We start from the raw sequence: 19,569 nt of genomic DNA, 5'->3' as shown, positions 1-19,569 counted from the left end.
TTTCAGATGACGCGCGTTTGCCGCGTCGTGTTGCAGTGCACAATACCATTAAATGGATGGACTCGCTGACTCGCGCGCCGCGACCCGTCCGAACGTTTGTGAGATTTAGCGTCAAAAGCCAGAGGATAGCGCTAGATAGACCGCGTTTAGGACGAAGTGTGCACCAAAATTTCGTCTTCTTCCCAACCGGTATACTGCTGCTCGCAACGGCTTTCTGTTCTCGTCCCTGCCGCAACGCAGCAACTGCTATTCCTATTGCTCCTGATGAACGTCGAAATCCCCGTTTCGCTCTGGTTGAGCATCACCGCCCTCGGCAGCGTCGGCGTCATGCTGCCCGTCGGGCTCGCCGCTGCGGCGTGGCTCGCGCTAGGTTATCGCTGGAAGTACACGCTGGAATGGCTCGCGCTGCTCGGCGCGGGCAGCGCATGCGTCGCGCTGAGCAAGATCGCGTTCATCGGCTGGGGAATCGGCGTGCGCAATATCGACTTCACGGGCATTAGCGGCCACGCTTACATGGCAACCGCGGTGCTTCCCGTGGCGCTTTTTGTCGCGCTGCTGCCGGCACGCGGCCCGTTGCGCGCGGGCGGCGTCGGCGTCGGTCTGCTGCTGGGCGCGCTGATCGGCGGGTCGCGCGTGGTGGTCAACGCGCATTCGGTATCGGAAGTCGTCGCGGGCTGCGCGCTCGGCGGCGCGGTGGCAATCGCGTTCGTGAGCATCGCGTGGAAAGCGGAAGCCGGCAAGCTATCGCCCACGCCCGTGGTGGCGAGCCTCGGCGCGGTCGTCGTGGCGCTGCATGGCGTGCCGGTGCCGACGCAGCACTGGATCACCGAGATTGCGCTCGGATTATCGGGCCACGAGCGCCCGTACGTTCGGGCGCGCTGGAAGGCGAAGATCTATCGCGTGCCGGACCGGCGCGCCGACTCGCACGCGCCACGCGAGTCCGCCGCCGCGTAAAGCAACGGAAAACGCGTCAGTCGTTCACGCCGATGATGACGCTCGACGCCTTGACGACGGCGACAGCCTTCTGGCCCTCGGCCAGCCCGAGCGCCTCCGCGCTCTGATTCGTGATGATCGCGGTGACGGTCGTCGACTCGTCGAGCGCGAGCGTCACTTCGGCGTTGACCGCGCCGCGCGTCACGCTGGCAATGGTCCCACGCAACTGGTTGCGCGCCGACAGCTTCGCGGGCCCGTCCTCCATCAGCATCACCCACGACGCCTTGATGAGCGCGAACGCGTCGCTGCCCTGCTGCAGGCCGAGCGCCTCCGTGCTCTCATGCGTCACGACCGCGACGATGGTCTGACCGCCCGGTAAGCCGAGTTCCACTTCGTCGTTTACCGCGCCGCGCGTGATTTTCGTGATCTTCCCGGCCAGGTGGTTCCGCGCACTCGTTCTCATCCCCAATCTCCCGATAAGTCGCCAGTCGCGGTCGAAACCTTCGATGGCCTCGCCCACGTGTTCAAGAAACTTGCGATGCTCGCGCTCGACCGCGTGATAGGTGTCGATGAGCCGCAGCGCCGACGCGGTCAGTCTCGTTCCGCCGCCGCCCCGCCCGCCGGTCGCGCTGGCCACGAGCGGCTCGCCCGCGAGGTTGTTCATCGTATCCACGGCGTCCCACGCCGCTTTGTAGCTCATGCCGACGCGTTTCGCGGCCGAGGTGATCGATCCGGTATCGCGAATGGCTGCCAGCAGCGCGATGCGCCCCGCGCCGCCGAGCGTCTCGCCACCGCTTTTCACCCAGACCGAGCCGCCGAACTCGAGCGGTTCGGGGACGGCGGGCGGTGTTTCCTTGGTCATCGGTCGCCTCTCGAGTGACGGAATACGCGAAACGTGCCGCCGAATTATATCGACGCCCTTCGCGGCCAAGCGGGTGCTCATAGACGTTCCCGAAGCGACACATCAGAGGAAATAGGAATTGTTCCGAGAGTCATGAAAACGACACACGCGCCATGAAACATGACCTTTTCCCTTCGCCGGCCTATTGCTTCGACATTGCCGGAGTTCCTCGCCTCAAGGACGCGCCATGAACCAGGTTGTCTTTCCGCAAGCGCAAGGCCGCACGCCAGGGCAACGCTTCGCGTTTCTGTTGTTCCTGCTCGCCATCGGAGCAGGCGTCGTGTATTGCATCCTGCACCTGTTCGAGGATCTCGCGCCGGTGCGCGAATCGTCGGTGTTTCCCTACCTTCTGCTCGGCGTCGCGCTCGTCATCGCGCTCGGCTTCGAGTTCGTGAACGGCTTCCACGATACGGCCAACGCCGTCGCGACCGTCATCTACACACATTCGTTGACGCCCAATCTGGCGGTCGTGTGGTCCGGCGCGTGGAACTTCATCGGCGTGCTGATTTCGAGCGGCGCAGTGGCGTTCGGCATCCTTCAGTTGCTGCCGGTGGAACTGATCATCGGCGTCGGCAGTTCGCAAGGCTTTGCGATGGTCTTCGCGCTGCTGATCGCGGCGATCATCTGGAATCTCGGCACGTGGGCGCTCGGGCTGCCGTCGTCGAGTTCGCATACGCTGATCGGCTCCGTCATCGGCGTCGGCCTCATGAATCAGATGCTGCACGGTAGCAACGGCACGTCGGGCGTCGACTGGAGCCAGGCGGTGTCGGTCGGCAAGTCGCTGCTGTTCTCGCCGCTCGTCGGTTTCGTGCTCGCGGGCTTTCTGCTGTACGTGCTGAAGCTCGTCGTGCGCGTGCCGGAGCTCTATCAGGAGCCGAAGAAGAACACGCCGCCGCCGTTCTGGATTCGCTGCCTGCTGATCCTGACGTGTACCGGCGTGTCGTTCGCCCACGGCTCCAACGACGGCCAGAAAGGCATGGGCCTCATCATGCTGATCCTGATCGGCACGGTGCCCACGGCCTACGCGCTCAACAAGGCAGTCACGCCTGCCGAGACGCAGACGTTCCTCGCGGTGAGCCACAGCGCGACCGAAACGCTCCAGCGATACAGCGGTGGCGCGTCGGCGGCGCCGGACGCGCGCGCGCAGGTCGAGAAGTTCGTGCAGACGAAGACGCTCGCGCCCGGCACCATCGCGTCGTTGCAGGCGCTGGTCGGCTCGATCGAATCGCAGATCCGCCCCAGCGAGACGATCGCCTCGGTGCCGCAAGGCAACGTCCGCAACGTGCGAAACGAGATGTACATCGCGTCCGAAGCCCTGCGCGTGATGGAGAAGCAGAAGTCGCCCGCGTTCGCGCCTGCCGACGTCGCCGTGCTCGACAACTACAAGCATCAGCTCGATCACGCGACGAAGTTCATTCCGACGTGGGTGAAAGTGGCGGTCGCCGTGGCGCTCGGGCTCGGGACGATGGTCGGCTGGAAGCGCATCGTCGTGACGGTGGGCGAACGCATCGGCAAGACGCACCTGACGTATGGGCAAGGCGCGTCGGCGGAACTGGTCGCGATGCTGACCATCGGCGCCGCCGACGTCTACGGCCTGCCCGTCAGCACGACGCATGTGCTGTCGTCCGGCGTCGCGGGCACGATGGCCGCCAACGGCTCCGGCCTGCAATGGCGAACGGTCCGCAGTCTGGCGCTCGCGTGGCTGCTCACGCTGCCCGTTTCGATCGCGCTGGCCGGCGCGCTCTTCTGGGCGTTCCGCGGACTGTTCTGACGCACAGTCGGGCGCGCGCGTTTCGCTTTGCAAATTTTGCGCGCGCCGATACCCCGTCTTTCATTTTGACAATCGGCACCGCTCGCACGCCGCCTCGCGCACGCGTGCGGCGCCTTGCTGCCGCGCCCGCGCCGACGTCGGCACGGGCTTTGCTTTTTGCTCCTTGTCGATCGCAACGCCGGACGGCCAGCGGCTTGAATGCCGCTGCGCTAAGACGTGTAGCGGGTTGGGAGGTGCACGTCGAGCCGGATGGTCGCGCGGTCTTTTATAAGGAGAAGTCAAATGACGATCGGAACCATCCTGCTCATCATCCTGATTCTGCTGTTGATCGGCGCCATTCCGTCCTGGCCGCACAGCCGAAGCTGGGGCTACGGACCCAGCGGAATTCTCGGCGTCGTGTTGATCGTGGTGATCGTTTTGTTGTTGATGGGCCGTATATGACATCGGGCGGGCGCCGCAAGCGTCCGCCGCCTCGCTGCAAAAAAGAAGGGCGCTCGACCGAGCGCCCTTCTTCGTTTAATGCAGTGTGGTTCAAACCTGCATGACCTGGCCGTTCGGCTCGATCTTGCGGGGAATGACAGGCTCCGTCTGTCGGGGCGACGCCGCCTTCGCGCGCGGCGCGACCGTCGGTGCCTCGATGGAAGCTTTGTCGGCGATCTGCTTGACCGCCGCCACGCTTCGGGCCTTCTTCTTCGCGACCGTCCGCGATGCCGCGTGCGTCTTGGCCTTGCTCTTAGCCGATTGCGACTTCGCTTCCGGCGGATTCCAGACCTCCGTGTACCGCTGCGCCGCCATGACCGGCGACGTTCCGAGCACGAAAGCCATCGTCAGGAATGCGAGTTTCAATTCGTTGCGCTCCATCGGTTGAGTATTGGGTTGCCACTCAGTGACCCTGACGCGCGCTGCGCGACAGGATTGCGTCGAGCGTGCGTTCGGAGGTTTCCAGTTCGCGTAGCGCGGCATCGAGGCGTGCGAGCGACCGCGCGACGGATTGCGTGCCCTGCTCGAACTGCGGCTCGCCTCGCGTGGCGTCGAAGGCGGCATTCACCGCGCGGCTTGCGCGCATGAAGCGTTCGAGCGCGGCAGCTTCGAGCGAATCGTTGCGAGAGATCATCGGCAAGCTCCTTGTTGCAGACAAGCTGTACGAATATACAGTAATGCGGCGGGCCGGCAAACAGCCGATGCGCCCCGTGGCAAAAATGCCGAAGGGACTATTGACCGGAGCCGCGGCGCATTGCAGAACGCGCGAGGCGCGGCGTTTTGCCGCATATCGCACGCAGCGGATACGGATTAAGCCGGGCTTAATTGTCAGCGCACACACTCGATCCGCGATCACGCCCGGCCGCCCACAGCCGGGCATCCACGTGAGGAATGTGCCATGTCCGCCAACCCCGCCGCGCGCCCTTTCGCCAACCTCGCCCGCGCCATGCGCCGTCACACGGCGCTCAAGTTGAACCGCTGCCGCCTGTCCGCGCCCATCGAGCCGCCTTGGGGTGAGCCGTATCGTACCGTCGAATGGACGCTCAAGAGCGATCCGCGCGTGCAGCGGCGCGTGTTGCGGGCCGATTGCACGCCGTCCGATATCGCGGATGCGCTTCAATCTCACACGCCGGGCCGTTGCTACGGTCCCGCCGATGACGATGACTGACCGCACGAACGGCGCGTGAAAGCTAGATTTAGCTTGTATAAATCCATATTTGGACTAACATGCGTTAAAGGTTCCTTTGGAGACTTAACGACATGCCCCATGCCGCACGCGCCGCATCGTCGGCGGCCGGCCATCCGGCGCCGCGTCCCGCGCCGGATCTCGGCGACCTGTCCGCTGCCGGCCTGCGCGCCTTTTTCAAGATCGCGGAAGCCTGGTCACTCTCGGCCGACGAGCAAATCGTGCTGCTGGGCAAACCCGGGCGGTCGACCTTCTTCAAGTGGAAGAATGCGCCGCAAGCCGCGCGCGTCGGGCGCGACACGCTCGAACGCCTTTCGCTGATTCTCGGCATCTACAAGGCGCTGCAAATCCTTCTGCCCGATCCTCAAGCCGCCGACACCTGGGTCAAGCGCCCGAACACGGCGCCCGCATTCGGCGGACGACCGGCGCTCGAACGCATGCTCGCGGGCAATGTCAGCGATCTCGTCGCCGTCCGGCAATATCTCGACGCAATGCGAGGCGGCTGGGCGTGACGGGCAAACAGGCTGTATCGAACTGGCGGAACCGCTGGCCGCACGCCGAGTTGGACTGGTCGCCGGCGTTTCGCGTGATTCCGACTCGCTTTCCCGCCGTGAATCTCTTCGACCGGGTGGCATCGCCGCAAGATTTCGACGCCCTGTACGCGCTCGAAGCCATGACCAACGACCGCCTGCGCACCGAAGTCGGCGAACTCGACCTCGTACCGCCGGAAGAACGTTGTTTTGGGCCCGGCTGCGGCCCGATCATGGCGGCCTTCACGCATCTGAACCCGAACGGCAGCCGTTTTTCGGACGGCAGCTACGGCGTGTTCTATTGCGCCCGCGACCGGCAGACCGCGATTGCCGAGACGCGCTATCACGCCGGCCTCTTTCTCGCCGCGACGAAGGAAGCGCCGCTGCGTCAGCAGATGCGGCTGTATCGCGTGACGGCGCGCGGCGAAGTCGTTGATGTGAGGGGCGATCGCCTGGCGCAGGCGGGGCTGAATCCGCAGATCCTCGCGCCTGACGACTACGCGCCCGGCATGGCGCTCGGCCGGGCGGTGCGGGCAGCGGGCGCGCCGGGCATCGTCTATCCGTCAGTGCGCGATCCGCAAGGCGAGTGTCTTGCCGCGTTGCGCACGACGCTCTTGCGCGACTGTCATCACGCCGCGTATCTCGAATACAACTGGAACGGTCACGCAATCGATTGCGTGTTCGAACTGAACCAGGTCGGCTAGCTTCGGGCTAGTTGATCGCGACGGCCGTCGAACTGCGCGTGCGCGACAGCTTCTTCGTCGCGGGCCGCGCGGCTTTCGGCGACGTCTTGCGCGCCACCGTCTGCAGCGCCTGCGCCGCCGCGCCCTTCGCGCTCCCCTTCAGCGCCCCTGCGCGCGCCTTCTTGCTCGATTCCGCGAGCAGGCCGGTGAGCCGCGCGTCGCTCGCCGCTGCGCCCTTGCGGTTCGCGCGGGCCGCCTCGCGGGCGCGGCGCTTCGCGTCCTTCTCCAGAAAGATGACGAGCGCGGCCTCATCCGTCTTGAGCCCGTGCCGCCGCGACGCCGGCAGCGCCTCGGCGAGTTCGCCTGCCTCGAACGCCTCGATCACGGCCGGATGCACGTAACACTTGCGGCACACCGCCGGCGTATTGCGCAGCAGTTGCGACACTTCCTTGATCGTGCCGACCACATGCTTGCGCGCTTCCGTCACCGTCTCCCATTGCAGCTTGCGCAGCGCCGCCAGCGCGAACACGCTGCCCGCCCACGTGCGGTAATCCTTCGCGGTGAAATCGGCGCCGGTGATCTCGCGCAGATAATCGTTGATGTCGGACGAACTGACCGAGTGCCGCTCGCCGTCGGCATCGAGATACTGAAAGAGGTCCTGTCCCGGCAAATCCATGCAGCGCTTGACGATCCGGGCAACGCGCGCATCGCTCACGGCCACGTCGTGCTCGATGCCGCTCTTGCCGCGAAACTTGAAGCGCAGCGTCCCCGACGACACCTTCAGATGGCGCTTTCTCAGCGTCGTCAGTCCGTACGAGCGGTTTTCCCGCGCATATTCCTCGCTGCCGATGCGAATGAGCGTCGTGTCGAGCAAGCGGACGACCGTGGCGAGCACCTTGTCGCGCGGCATGCCGTCGAGCGCGAGATCGCGCGACACCCGGGCGCGCAGTTTCGGCAGCACCGCGCCGAACGCGAGCATGCGTTCGTACTTGTTGGCGTCGCGCGTTTCGCGCCATTGCGGGTGATAGCGATACTGCTTGCGGCCGCGCGCGTCGCGGCCCGTCGCCTGCAAATGGCCGCGCGAGTCCGGGCAGATCCAGACATCGACGTAAGCGGGCGGAATGGCGAGCGCGTTGATGCGCCGGATTTCGGCTTCGTCTTCGATGCGCTTGCCTTGCGTGTTGAAGTAGACGAACGCGCCGTCGATCCATTCGCGCGTGTAGCCGCGGCGCGAATCGTCCACGTAACGCAGGCCGGGCGGAAGCTCTTCCGCGAGCGACTGCGCAAGAACGTTCTGCGCGCCGCGCGGTTCTTCCGCGGCCCCATTGCCGCCGCTGCGTGCGGCGTTTTGTCCAGCGTTGCGTCCGATTCTCGCCACTGCGTGCCTCGACTCGTTGCTTTTGGTTCGTGGCGAGACTGCGAGCAACGGCCGTGCCGCGCGCTACTTTCCGAGCGCGACGCTCAAGGCAACGCGAGTTCGCGCGCTCCTTCCGACGCCGCCCAGCGTTCCTTGACCGACCAGATCTGGTCGCTGCCGACTTCCACGATGGTCAGCCGTCCTTCCGCAGCGAACGCGCCGGTGTCGATATAGATCTGCGAGCCGATTTGCCGCACCGCGCGCATCGGCGTGTGGCCGCAATAGGTCGGCGACAGCCCGCGCTGGCGCGACGGGTCCGCGTTGCCGAGCGCGAGGCTGCGGCCCCAGAGCATCTGGCTGCGCGTGTCGTCGGAGAACTCGGCGGCATCCAGATCGGCGTCGCTGCCGAAGAATTCCGCGTGCAGCACGTTGAAGCGCCGCGCGCCTTCGCCCACGACGCGCACGAGCGGCAGCGTCGAGAGCTTGGTGGCGAGCGCGGCGAGTTGGTCGTCGGGAAGCGTCTCGGCCCACGCGCCGCCGATGGCGTACCACGATTGACGGCGCATCTGGCCCGCCGCCACCGCGACCAGCGAATCTTCGTGATTGCCGAGCACCGGATAGAACCACGGCTTGTCGATGAGCTCGACGGCCGCGAGCGAATCCGTGCCGCGGTCGACCAGATCGCCGACCGAAAAGAGGCGGTCGCGCGAGCCGTCGAAGCCGATCTCGCTCAAAAGATAGCGCAGCGCATCGACGCAGCCATGCAAGTCGCCCACGACGAAATCGCGGCCGATATCGTTGGCGGGATGCCTGCAGACGGCGGAATAGGTCGGATCATTCATGCGTCGATCTTAGCGCCGGGACAATGGAACGTGTGCGTGTTGGGTCGCTTTCGCTGCGGATTTCGTAGCGTCGGCGGGCGGCGTTTCGCAAGCCGGTCCGATGCCTGATTCCTTGCTGGTTCATCGTCTCGACAGGAAGCGAACTGAGCGAGCCCTATTATTGCGCGATCGAGCGCAGCCGCGCGACATCTTCGGGCTGCGTCGTCGCGCGAGGGTCGCCGAATTGGTGCGTCACATAGTTGGCGAGCGCGGCGACGTCCTCGTCCGATAAGGACGCGCCGAACGCCGGCATCAGCGCGGGGGCAGCGTGGGTCTCGCGGTTCACGCCGTGCAGGATCACGAGGACGAGGTTGCTCGTATCCATCGAGCCGAACGCGGCAGTCACAGCGTCGTGGACGAGCGACGGAAACGCACCGCCCGCGCCCTCGCCCGAGACGCCATGGCAACTTGCGCAGGCGGCGGCATAGAGCCGCGCGCCTTGGGGATGGGTGGCGTTGGCTGCGCCGGGGTCGGCTTGGGTCGCGTGTTGCGGGCTTTTTTGGGCGTCTGCGCTGGCGTGAGCGGAGTCCGTTGAGGCGGTCGGCGTCTTCGCGGTGCTTGCGCTGTCGTGGCCGACTTTCGTCTCGGTGGCTGGCGGTTTCGCGGTGCTCGCGCTGTCGCGGGAGATCTCAGTCGAGGTGGCTGGCGCTTCTCCGGTGCTCGCGCTGGCGCGTCCAAATTCCGTCGCGGTGGCTCGGGTTTTCGCAGTGCTCGCGCTGTCGCGGCCAGCTTCGCCCGCGGTGGCCGGCGTTTCTGCGGTGCTCGCGCTGTCGCGGATGGAACTGGTCTCGGTAGTCGGCGTCCGGGCAGTGCTCGCGGTGTCGCGAGCGATCTCGGTCGAGGTGGCCGGCGCTTTTGCAATGCTCGCGCTGGCGCGGCCAAGTTCCGTCGCGGTGCCCGGCGTTCCCGCAGTGCTCGCGCTGGCGCGGCCATTCTCGGCCGCGGCGGTCGGCGTCTTCGCGGTGCTCGCGCTGTCCCCGCCAGAATCCGTCGCGGTGCTCGCCGTTTTCCCGATGCTCGTGCTGTCGCTTTTCAATTGCGTCGCCGCAGCCCGCCCTCTCCCGCCGTTCCCGCCATCGCCCTCGAACGCGCCCACCGCATCCAGCGTCGTGATATCAGCCTGCCCCGCCGCGCCGAAGCTCCATCGCGAACGCGTGCCGCTCTGCCCAGCGACAACCGGCATCGAGCGAAGATAGGCAACCATCGCCCGACGATCCTCGTCAGTCAGAAACTGCGTGCCGTTCGCGACGACTTCCGCCATCGGTCCGATCGCGTACGCGCGCCCCGGCGCGGCGCCGCTCGCCAGATAGCGCAGCAAGTCGTCGTCGCGCCATGCGCCGATGCCCGCCGCCCGATCGGGCGTCAGATTGCCCGCCCGCCACCCCGCCACCGACGCGCCGCCGAGCCGCTCGCTCTCCTTCAACCCGCCCAGCACGTTGCGCGGCGTGTGGCACTGTCCGCAATGCGCGAGGGCTTCGACGAGATACGCGCCGCGATTCCACTGCGCGCGCTTGCCCGGGTCCGGCACGAACCGGCCCGGCGTGAAGTTGAACGCGTTCCATGCGGCCATCAGCCAGCGCCAGCCGAACGGAAACCGCAGCGCGTGCGGCGGCGGCGTGTAGCGCACCGGCGGCACCGTCGCGAGATAGGCGCGCATGGCGAGCACGTCGGCGTCGGAAAGCCGCGTGTAGGCCGTGTACGGGAACGCGGGATAAAGATGCTCGCCGTTCCTGCCGATGCCCTCGCGCGTCGCGCGGACGAACTGCGCGTCGGTCCATGCGCCGATGCCGGTCGCGCGGTCGCTCGTGATGTTCGGCGTATAGAAGGTGCCGAAGCGCGTCTGCATGGCGCGGCCGCCCGCGAACGGCCGCGCCGGGTCCGCCGTGTGGCACGCCATGCAGCCGCCCGCGCGCACCAGATATTCGCCGCGCGCAACGCTCTCGGCGCGCGCGGGCGCGGCGGTCTCGCCGTGCTGCGGTTGCGCCGACAGATGGCCGAACGCGACCGCGAGCGCAACCGCAAGCGCAAGCATCGCGGTCACGACGAGCGAACGCCGCCGCGTCATCGCAGCGACGCTTCGATGGTGCCCGCGAGCCGCAGCGCGAGCGCCGCGATCGTCAGCGTGCAGTTGACCGAGCCGCCCGCCGGCATCACGGCGCTTCCCGCGACGAAGAGATTCGGGTGATCGTGCGCGCGGCAGTCGGCGTCGACGACCGAATCGCTCGCGTCGCGGCCCATGATCGCCGTGCCCATGATGTGGCTGCTCGGTTCCAGACCGTCGTCGTGCTCGATCTGCTCGCCGCCGAACCATCCGGCAATGCGCTCGAAGACCGCCCGCGTATCAGCGGCGCTGCGGCGCACGTAATCGTCGATGGTGTAGCGAATTTCCGGGCGCGGCAAACCGAGCGCGTCTTTCTGCGCGGACAGCGTCACGCGGTTGTCCGGCGACGCCAGTTGTTCGTGGAAGCTGCCGAGCGTCAGCCGTCGCGCGGATTGCTCGCGGATTTGCCGGTCGAGCTCGCCGCCAGTCAGCCCGGCTTCGATCAGTTTCGACGTGACGACGAGCGTCGGCGACGCATTCGACAGATGCAGCTTCTTCGCCGCCTGCCGCGCGCGAAACGGGCCGTCGCGGAAATCGACGACCGAACTCATTTCCACCGGCCCGCGCCCCGGCCAGAGCGCCTCGTTCGCAAGAAAGCTCACGGCCACGCCCGGATGGTCCATCAGATTGCGTCCGACCTGATCCGACGCATTCGCGATGCCCTTCGGGAAACGCGCCGACGCCGACATCAGCAAGAGCTTCGGCGTTTCGATGCCGTTCGCCGCGATCACGAAGCGCCTGCCGGTGACGCGCGTGCTCGCGCCGTTCGGGTCTTTGTAGTGAATGGCGATGATCTCGCCTTTGTCGTTCGCTTCGATGCGATACGCGACCGCCTGCGCAATCAGCGTCGCGCCGGCGCGTTCGGCCTTGTCGGCGTGCGTGCCGCCGTGATAGAGCGCGCCGATCGGGCACACGGGCATGCAACTGTTCGCGCCGCAGCACGGCGGCCGGGCGTCGTACGCGCGGCTGTTGCGCGCCATCGGCTCCGGCACCGCGCGCATCGACTGCGCCGCGAGCACCTGCGCGAACCGCTGATCCAGATACGAGAGCGGCAACGGCGGCATCGGATACGGCGTCGAGCGCGGCGAGCCGAGATCGACGTCCGGCCCCGCGACGCCCAGCTCGCGTTCGGCCTGTCCGTACCACGGTTCCAGCGTTTCATAGGGAAACGGCCAGTCACGGCCGACGCCGTGCAGCGTGCGCAGCCGAAAGTCCGCCGGCAACAGACGCCACGCCGCGCCTGCCCAATGCCACGTCGTGCCGCCGACGAGTCGCAGAAATTGCGGCTCGTACGCCTTCTCCCCGCGATTCACGAGATAGCTGCCCGGATTCGCCGGATCGGAGCGCGGCGCGTGGCGAACGAGCGGATACGGCGCGCACAGATCGCGCTTCTCGGGCGCGCGGCGGAAGCTCTCGACAATCTGCCAGCGCGCGAGACGCGGCCCCGCTTCGAGCAGGATCACCGACGCGCCGGCCTTCGCCAGCCGGTACGCGACGAGACTGCCCGCCACCCCCGACCCGACGATGACCACGTCCGCCGCTGTCGATCCCGCCATGCGCTTCGCCTTTGTTCGTCGTTGTCGTTGTCGTCGGGGAGTCGGGATGTCCGCTACGGCTTGTTCGCCCAGTCGGCGGGCGCGCCGCGGCAGTACGAGGGAACCGTGAGCATGTCGCGGACGGGATCGAACATCAGTGCGCGTTCGAACGCAACGACCTCCGCCTGCTCGCCCTCGCCGACGACGCCCAGATACCACGCGCGGACCACGCTGCCGACGGCCTTCGCGAGATCGGGCTGCGTCGCCCGCAGCGCGGCGGTCACGACGTCGCTCGGCGTGCCGCCGTGCGTCGCGAGCCAGTGATCGAGCCGCTTCATGTTGTCGGCGAAATTCGCATCGGCGCGAAGGACGGCCGCGTGAACGCGCGCGGCGACGAGCGGATCGAAGGCGGCGCGGCCGGTCAGCTTCATTGACACCGCGATGAACGTGTCGAAGTCTTCGCCGACCGCGGGCGCCGCGCGCAAAGGCGCGAACGCCAAGGCAGCCGACGCCCCCGCGCCCGCCAGCATGCCTCGACGCATCGCGAAGGACACGCGCTTACGTTCAGCCATCGGTCGTCCTCATGTCTATGTAAGGCGCGTCAGTGATAATCGCTGGCGTCGAGCGAACCGAGCCGTTGCCACGCGATGAACCTTATCCCGTCCGTTTTGCGCAGTCGTCCGCGAGCCATGATCGGCCTGCTGGTTGGTTTCGTCATCGCGGCTTTGGTTCCGGCGCACGTTCGGCCGGCCGCCCGCGCGCTGATCGGCTGGGACTCGGCTGTCTGGCTCTATCTCGCGCTGATCTGGCTACAGATGGGCACCGCGCGCCAGAGCAACGTGCAGGCGCTCGCCGAACGCGAAGACGAAAACGCCGCCGCCGTGCTCGTGATCGTGAGCCTCGCGGCCATCGCGAGCCTCGTGGCGATCGTCGTCGAACTCGCTGCAGCGAAGAGCCTCGGCTTCCGCGCGTTTCCCAACTATCTGCTGACCGGCGCGACCATGCTCGGCGCCTGGTTCCTCATTCCCACGATGTTCACGCTGCACTACGCCCGGCACTACTATCGTTCGCCGCGAGGCGATGCGGCGCTGAGATTTCCCGACCGGCATCTGAAACCCGATTATTGGGATTTCCTCTACTTCTCGTTCACCATCGCGGTCGCTTCGCAGACTTCCGACGTCGTGCTCTGCTCGACGAGCGCGCGACGCACTGCGCTCGCGCAGTCCGTCCTCTCGTTCTTCTTCAATCTCGCGGTGCTCGGTCTGTCTGTGAACATCGCCGCGAGCCTCGTCGGCGGCTGACGCCGGGCATTCGTCTCCGCTCTTTCTCCGACGCGGCGCGCAACGCGCTTGTCACACGTCGTCCTTAATCTATCCTGCAAGCGCTCGACGAAACGCGTCATGTAAAAACGCGGCGCGCGCGGCTGTCAGTTTTACATGCGCGACGGCTTCGCGCGTTTCGGGTTTTCGCGTGCGCGCGAGCAGACCCTCGTCGAGCATCAGTCCGAAATGATCGTGGTCCAGCGCACATACCGCATCGACCAGTGGCACGTAGATTGCTGCACTGCGCCAGCACTACGAATTAACCCCGATCAGCACCAGGATCGCGCGGCCCGGCCTTTTCCTCGTCACCCGATTACGCACGTCGATGACGCACGTGGATGCACGTGAACGAGGCGCATGGTCATCGTCCGCGTCTGCCCGCACAGGAGCCCATTTTGCCTTTGAACGTACTGCTGGTCGCCTCCGAGGCCGTTCCGCTCGCCAAGACGGGCGGCCTCGGCGATATGGTCAGCGCCTACGCCGCCGCCCTGCGCGCAGCAGGCGTCGATGCCACCATCCTTCTTCCCGCCTACCCGAAAGCGCTCGCGCAGGCCGAAGGCGTGAGCAAGCTCTGCACCTTGCGCGGCCTGCCGGGCGGCGACGCCGCGCTCTTGCGCGCCCGCATGCCGGACACCGGCGTCCCGGTTCTTTTGCTGCGCTGCGATGCACTCTACGCGCGCACCGGGCTCTATCAGGATGCGCAGGGCCGCGACTATCCGGACAACGCCGTGCGTTTCGCGACGCTTTCGGCCGCCGCCGTGCGCATCGCGCAGGGCGTGCGCGGCGTGAAAAAGCCCGACCTCGTTCATGCGCACGACTGGCATACCGGCCTCACGCCGCTTCTGATGAAAGACGCGGGCGTGCAGGCGAAAAGCGTCTACACGATTCACAACCTCGCGTTCCAGGGCAACTACGCGCTGTCGCTGGGCGCATCGCTCGGCGTGCCGGCGAAGTGGCTGGTTCATGCGTTCAGCAATCCGGAAAGCATCGAATTCTATGGCGCGCTGAGCCTCATGAAAGCCGGCATCGTCCATAGCGACCGCGTGACGACCGTCAGTGAAACGTATGCGCGCGAGATCCTGACGCCGCGCTTCGGGCACCTGATGGAAGGCGTGCTGCAAAGCTGCGCGGACAAGCTCTCGGGCGTCGTGAACGGCATCGACGAAGACGCGTGGAATCCGGCGACGGACCCGCTGATCGAGCGCGCCTATTCCTTCGACGACATGCGCGGCAAGCACGCGTGCAAGCGCCGTCTTCAGCGCATGTTCGGGCTGCCGGCCGATCCGTTCGCGCCGCTCATGGCGATCGGCAGCCGCATGACCGGCCAGAAGCTCGCGGACGTCGTGATCGACGCCTTGCCGCGTCTCTTGGAGAAGCATCTGCGTCTGCAGCTGGCCGTGATCGGCCAGGGCGAGGCGTACATCGAGCGCGGTTTCCGGCAGCTCGCGCAGCAATGGCCGGATCGCGTTGGCGTTCATATAGGCTACGACGAGCGCCGCGCGCACGCGCTGCACGCGGGCGCCGACATTCTTCTGCACGGCAGCCGCTTCGAGCCGTGCGGCCTCACGCAGATGTACGCCATGCGCTACGGCACACTGCCCGTGGCCTCGCGCGTGGGCGGGCTCGCGGATACCATCGTCGATGCCGGACACCATGCCGAACTGGCCTCGCGCGAGACCCTCTATGTCCGCGACGGCACGCATGACGCGCCCATCGCGATGCATGACACGCACGACACGACGCCCGCGCCCACGGGCTTTCTCTTCGACGGCGAAGCGCCCGACGACGTGATCGCCGCCGCGAGCCGCGCCATCGACGCCTACATGCGCCCGCCGGTCTGGCGCGCGATGCAGCGCAACGCGATGTCCAGCGATTTCGGCTGGGGCGAAACCGTCGCGAAGATGGTCGCGCTCTACAGCGATCTCACCGGCCTGCGCCCGAGCCGCACCGCCGTCCGTCTGCGCCGCGCTGCCGACAGCGACGCGCACGCGCTCGGCCACCGCACGCACGAGAGCGGCAAGCCGTTCGTCGCGAAGACCGCCTGACCACCGCGTGAGCCCATGCCGCGCGCGCCCGCCCGCCTGAGCGCACAGCAGCGATGCAGCGAATGCGTCGCTGTTGCGCCGGGCGCGGCACGTAACGTGCTCCCAAGCCCGTGCAATGCCCGCAGGACATCCCTTTTGGGACCGTGGCGCCCACCGGCGAGCGCGACCAGGCGGCAGCTGCGCTCGATGCATGGTGCAAACGAGACGCGACCGGGACTTGCGCCGCTCGACGGCGCGGCGGTGTCCCACGGTTCGCGACGCGCGATGCGCGCCATGCGGCGTAACGTGCGGACCGGCTCTTCAGCCAGTTTGACCCGTGAGCGTGATCGCGATTGGTTGCCCGCATCCCCGCCACCGCAGGACGACTCTGGAAAAGACGAACGATGGAAAACCATCAAGCTCATCATGCGTACGCACCCCGTATTTATTTCATCGATCCCCTGCTCGTCGGCCCGCTGTCCAACTGGCCTGCCCAGTTCGAACACGCGGCGGCGCTCGGTTTCGACCATGTCCTGATCGGCTCTCCGTTCGTGCCCGGCAGCAACGGGCATCGCGAGGCCGTCGCCGATCATCATCGCCTGCACCCTGTCTTCGAATGCGACGCGAGCGCCGCAGACGGCCTGCGCCAGCTCGCCGACGCCGCGAAAACGCATGGCTTGACGCTGCTCGTCGATATCGTGATCAACCGCGTGAGCGCGGAAGGCGGTCTGTATCAGGACAACAAGCACTGGTTTCAGCCGTTCGAGAGCGCGGATGCGCGGCTCGATCCGCGCCGTCCGCCGCAACAGCGCGACGTGGCCTACGCCAATTTCGCCGATGGCGAAGCCGCGCATCAACTGACGCAGTGGTGGGCGCGCGAGTTGAGCGTGATCGCGGATGCGGGCATCGGCGGCTTTCGCTTCGACTCGCCGCACGCGGTGCCGGCGCATGTGTGGCGGCGGCTCGGGGCCGCGGTGCGGGAAAAGCATCCGCAGACGCGCTGGCTCGCGTGGACCGTCGGCGTATCGCGCGATGACTTGCGCGCGCTCGCCGATGCCGAGTTCGATGCCGTCTTCGCCTCGACGCGCTGGTGGGACTTCAGGGGCGCCTGGCTCGTGGACGAGCACGCGGCGCTCTCGCGCATCGCGCCGCCGATCTCGTTCCCCGAGGAGCCGTTCGGCAAGCGCCTGATCGCGGACCTGAGCGATACGAGCGATACCGCGCTCGTCGAACGCGCGTATTGCCGCGCGCTCTATACGGCCACCGCGCTCGGCACGGGCATCCTCGTGCCGATGGGCTTCGAATTCGGCGTCGGCTTGCCGATGTCGCAGCAGTACGGCGTCGCAGCCGAGTATCAGCGCGCAAAGAGCGAGGCGCGCATCGACCTGTGCGAGCAGATCAAGCGCGCGAACGGATTGCAGCGCGATACCGCGACGCTTTCCGATGTCGGCGAACTGCGCTCGCTGACAGGCGCGGGCACGCCCTACGCCGCGCTGATCCGCGCCGCCGGCGGCGACTTGCGCGACAGCGATTCTGCGGTGCTCGTGCTCGTCAATCCCGATCTCGTCGCGCCGGTGCAGGTGGACACGCGGCATCTGCTGGAAGGCGTGCCCGGCAACTACACGCGCTTCGCGCCGCTCGGCGACGCGAACGCCCCGGCGGAGCGCCTCGCGGCGTTGTCGCTGAAGGCCGGCGAAGTGCGCCTCTTCCGCGCGGAAGCCGAGCCGTTCATTCTGCTCGCGCAGCCGCAAGTGAAGCGCGGCGCGAAGACCGCCGACAAGAAGTCCGTGAACGAAGCGATCGCCGCGCCGCGCGTGTCGATCGAAAGCGTCACGCCTTCGGTGGATCACGGGCGCTTTCCGGCCAAGCGCATCGTCGGCGAGGCAGTCGAGATCCAGGCCGCGATCTTCGCGGAAGGCCACGACAAGATCGCCGCAGCGGTGCAATGGCGCGCCGCCGACGAAACCGAGTGGCACGAAACGCCGATGTCGCTCGTGCTTCCGCTCGGCAACGACTTGTGGACGGCGCGCATTCCGCTCGAACGCGTGGGGCGTCACGAATTCGTGGTGATGGCGTGGCGCGACGACTTCGCGTCGCTCGTCGATCACATGCAGAAGAAGCTGAAGGCCGGGCAAACGGTCGAGCTTGAACTCGAAGAAGCCAAGCACCTGTTCGCGCTGATCCTCGCGGAAGTGAAGACCGTCGAGGGCTCCGACAGCGCGCCGCTCGAAGCCATCGTCAAGGAGTTCACGAAGGCCGAGTCCGAGCGCAAGCTCGAACTCGTGCTGTCGGCCGCGACGGCGAAGGCGGTCGCGGCGGCGCGGCACCGGCCATTCCTGTCGCGCGATCCGGTCGTGTATCGCATCGACTCCGAACGCGCGGCGGCGCGCTTCGCGAGCTGGTACGAGATCTTCCCGCGCTCGATGAGCGACGACGAGAACCGTCACGGCACGTTCATCGACGTGATCGGCAAGATGCCGCGCATTCGCGAGATGGGCTTCGACGTGCTGTATTTCCCGCCGATCCATCCTATCGGCATGGCGAACCGCAAGGGCAAGAACAATTCGCTGACGGCCGAGCCGGGCGACGTGGGCAGCCCGTACGCGATCGGCGCGAAGGAAGGCGGCCATGATGCGGTGCATCCGGAGCTCGGCAACTTCGACGACTTCAAGCGCATGCTCGAAGCCGCGCATGAGCACGGGCTTGAGATTGCGCTCGACTTCGCGGTGCAGTGCTCGCCGGATCACCCGTGGCTGAAGGAGCATCCGACATGGTTCGCGTGGCGGCCCGACGGCACGCTGCGTTATGCCGAGAACCCGCCGAAGAAGTATCAGGACATCGTGAATCCGGACTTCTACGCGCAGGACGCGAAGCCCGATTTGTGGATCGCCTTGCGCGACGTGTTCCTGCACTGGATCGCGGCGGGCGTGCGTATCTTCCGCGTCGATAATCCGCATACGAAGCCGTTCCCGTTCTGGGAATGGGTCATCGGCGACGTGCGCGCGCGTCATCCCGATGTGATCTTCCTCGCCGAAGCGTTCACGCGGCCGCGCGTGATGAACCGGCTCGCGAAGCTGGGCTTTTCGCAGTCGTACACGTACTTCACGTGGCGCGAGACCAAGCGCGATTTCCTCGAATACATGCACGACCTGACGCAGACGGACGCGAAGGATTACTTCCGGCCGAACTTCTTCGTCAATACGCCGGACATCAACCCGCGCTTCCTGCAAAGCTCGGGGCGTCCCGGCTTCGTGATTCGCGCCGCGCTCGCCGCGACGCTTTCCGGGCTGTGGGGCGTGTACAGCGGCTTCGAATTGTGCGAGTCCGCCGCGCTGCCGAATAGCGAGGAGTATCTGGATTCCGAGAAGTATCAGTTGAAGGCGTGGGACTGGAACCGGCCCGGCAATATCGTCGGCGAAGTGACGGCGCTCAATCGCATTCGACGCGCGAATCCCGCGTTGCAGACGCATCTCGGCGTGAACTTCCTGCCCGCGCATAACGATCACATCCTGTTCTTTGAGAAAGCCAACGCATCGCGCGATAACGTGGTGCTCGTCGCGATCAATCTCGATCCGTTCAACGAGCAAGGCGCGGATATCGAACTGCCGTGGCAGACGCTGGAGCGCTGGGGCGTGAAGGAATGGGACGCCATCGCGGTCGAGGATCAGATGACGGGCGAGCGTTTCGAGTGGCGCGGCCGGCGTCAGCATGTGCGGCTCAACCCGCATTCGCTGCCCTTCGCGATCTGGCGCATCTCGCCGACGTGGGGCCTGCCGAAGCCTTCGCCCGACGGAGAACGTTAATTGCGACACGGTACGAACGAGCAGCCAACGTCAGCGACGACAGCGAACCGATAACAGGGCAG

At 66.6% G+C, this 19,569-nt stretch carries 17 protein-coding genes; 9 read left to right on the top strand and 8 right to left on the bottom strand.

Annotated features, from left to right (window positions below):
- Window positions 1-264 precede the first annotated feature (264 nt).
- The gene (locus tag LDZ24_RS14855; protein ID WP_248322992.1) at window positions 265-954 is read left to right on the top strand and encodes a phosphatase PAP2 family protein; all 690 of its coding nucleotides are present in this window, start codon (window positions 265-267) and stop codon (window positions 952-954) included.
- Between the two features lie 16 nt (window positions 955-970).
- Here the strand turns inward: LDZ24_RS14855 and LDZ24_RS14850 are convergent, their stop codons facing one another.
- Window positions 971-1,795: a TOBE domain-containing protein gene (locus tag LDZ24_RS14850; RefSeq protein ID WP_248323306.1), complete on the bottom strand. Its 825-nt coding sequence runs from the start codon at window positions 1,793-1,795 to the stop codon at window positions 971-973.
- Window positions 1,796-2,021: 226 nt separating this feature from the next.
- Between LDZ24_RS14850 and LDZ24_RS14845 the strand changes: the two genes are divergently transcribed.
- Window positions 2,022-3,605 carry an inorganic phosphate transporter gene (locus LDZ24_RS14845; RefSeq protein ID WP_248322991.1) on the top strand — a complete coding sequence of 528 codons (1,584 nt, stop codon included), beginning with the start codon at window positions 2,022-2,024 and terminating at the stop codon, window positions 3,603-3,605.
- 282 nt (window positions 3,606-3,887) lie between these two features.
- On the top strand, window positions 3,888-4,046 hold the full coding sequence (locus LDZ24_RS14840) for a DUF3309 family protein (RefSeq protein ID WP_040050372.1): 159 nt from the start codon (window positions 3,888-3,890) through the stop codon (window positions 4,044-4,046).
- 90 nt (window positions 4,047-4,136) lie between these two features.
- On the opposite strand, the gene LDZ24_RS14835 is transcribed toward LDZ24_RS14840, so the two are convergent.
- Both LDZ24_RS14835 and LDZ24_RS14830 read right to left on the bottom strand, forming a co-directional pair.
- A complete protein-coding gene (locus LDZ24_RS14835) occupies window positions 4,137-4,451 on the bottom strand; it encodes a hypothetical protein (RefSeq protein WP_248322990.1) in 315 nt (104 codons plus the stop codon).
- A gap of 37 nt (window positions 4,452-4,488) precedes the next feature.
- Window positions 4,489-4,719: a hypothetical protein gene (locus LDZ24_RS14830; protein ID WP_248322989.1), complete on the bottom strand. Its 231-nt coding sequence runs from the start codon at window positions 4,717-4,719 to the stop codon at window positions 4,489-4,491.
- 264 nt (window positions 4,720-4,983) lie between these two features.
- Here LDZ24_RS14830 and LDZ24_RS14825 point away from each other — a divergent pair, with 264 nt between their 5' ends.
- The 3 genes from LDZ24_RS14825 (at window position 4,984) to LDZ24_RS14815 (ending at window position 6,505) form a co-directional block, all read left to right on the top strand.
- On the top strand, window positions 4,984-5,253 hold the full coding sequence (locus tag LDZ24_RS14825; protein ID WP_248322988.1) for a DUF2866 domain-containing protein: 270 nt from the start codon (window positions 4,984-4,986) through the stop codon (window positions 5,251-5,253).
- A gap of 92 nt (window positions 5,254-5,345) precedes the next feature.
- Entirely contained in the window at window positions 5,346-5,783 is a 438-nt protein-coding gene (locus LDZ24_RS14820) for an MbcA/ParS/Xre antitoxin family protein (protein ID WP_206469176.1), read from the top strand.
- A complete protein-coding gene (locus LDZ24_RS14815) occupies window positions 5,780-6,505 on the top strand; it encodes an RES family NAD+ phosphorylase (protein WP_248322987.1) in 726 nt (241 codons plus the stop codon). The genes LDZ24_RS14820 and LDZ24_RS14815 overlap by 4 nt, the downstream gene beginning before the upstream one ends.
- A 7-nt stretch (window positions 6,506-6,512) precedes the next feature.
- Here the strand turns inward: LDZ24_RS14815 and LDZ24_RS14810 are convergent, their stop codons facing one another.
- The 5 genes from LDZ24_RS14810 to LDZ24_RS14790 form a co-directional block, all read right to left on the bottom strand.
- Entirely contained in the window at window positions 6,513-7,853 is a 1,341-nt protein-coding gene (locus LDZ24_RS14810; protein ID WP_371747459.1) for a DNA topoisomerase IB, read from the bottom strand.
- Window positions 7,854-7,945: 92 nt separating this feature from the next.
- On the bottom strand, window positions 7,946-8,683 hold the full coding sequence (locus LDZ24_RS14805) for a metallophosphoesterase (protein WP_248322985.1): 738 nt from the start codon (window positions 8,681-8,683) through the stop codon (window positions 7,946-7,948).
- A 157-nt stretch (window positions 8,684-8,840) separates the two neighbouring features.
- Complete coding sequence (locus tag LDZ24_RS14800; RefSeq protein ID WP_248322984.1) at window positions 8,841-10,787, bottom strand: c-type cytochrome; 1,947 nt, start codon at window positions 10,785-10,787, stop codon at window positions 8,841-8,843.
- Window positions 10,784-12,379: a GMC family oxidoreductase gene (locus LDZ24_RS14795; protein ID WP_248322982.1), complete on the bottom strand. Its 1,596-nt coding sequence runs from the start codon at window positions 12,377-12,379 to the stop codon at window positions 10,784-10,786. Before LDZ24_RS14795 ends, LDZ24_RS14800 begins: the two co-directional genes overlap by 4 nt.
- Window positions 12,380-12,432: 53 nt before the next feature.
- Window positions 12,433-12,930: a sorbitol dehydrogenase family protein gene (locus LDZ24_RS14790; RefSeq protein WP_248322981.1), complete on the bottom strand. Its 498-nt coding sequence runs from the start codon at window positions 12,928-12,930 to the stop codon at window positions 12,433-12,435.
- Between the two features lie 75 nt (window positions 12,931-13,005).
- Between LDZ24_RS14790 and LDZ24_RS14785 the strand changes: the two genes are divergently transcribed.
- The 3 genes from LDZ24_RS14785 to LDZ24_RS14775 all read left to right on the top strand — a co-directional run bounded on the left by LDZ24_RS14785 (window position 13,006) and on the right by LDZ24_RS14775 (window position 19,507).
- Window positions 13,006-13,659, top strand: a complete 654-nt coding sequence (locus LDZ24_RS14785) for a DUF1345 domain-containing protein (RefSeq protein ID WP_248322980.1) — start codon at window positions 13,006-13,008, stop codon at window positions 13,657-13,659.
- Window positions 13,660-14,075: 416 nt separating this feature from the next.
- A complete protein-coding gene (glgA, locus tag LDZ24_RS14780) occupies window positions 14,076-15,725 on the top strand; it encodes a glycogen synthase GlgA (RefSeq protein ID WP_248322979.1) in 1,650 nt (549 codons plus the stop codon).
- Between the two features lie 383 nt (window positions 15,726-16,108).
- The gene (locus LDZ24_RS14775) at window positions 16,109-19,507 is read left to right on the top strand and encodes a maltotransferase domain-containing protein (protein WP_248322978.1); all 3,399 of its coding nucleotides are present in this window, start codon (window positions 16,109-16,111) and stop codon (window positions 19,505-19,507) included.
- Window positions 19,508-19,569 lie beyond the last annotated feature (62 nt).

This window comes from Caballeronia sp. Sq4a, assembly GCF_023170545.1.
GTDB lineage: Bacteria > Pseudomonadota > Gammaproteobacteria > Burkholderiales > Burkholderiaceae > Caballeronia.
Note: the sequence above shows the minus strand (reverse complement) of the source record. Positions and strands in the feature narration are given on the sequence as shown.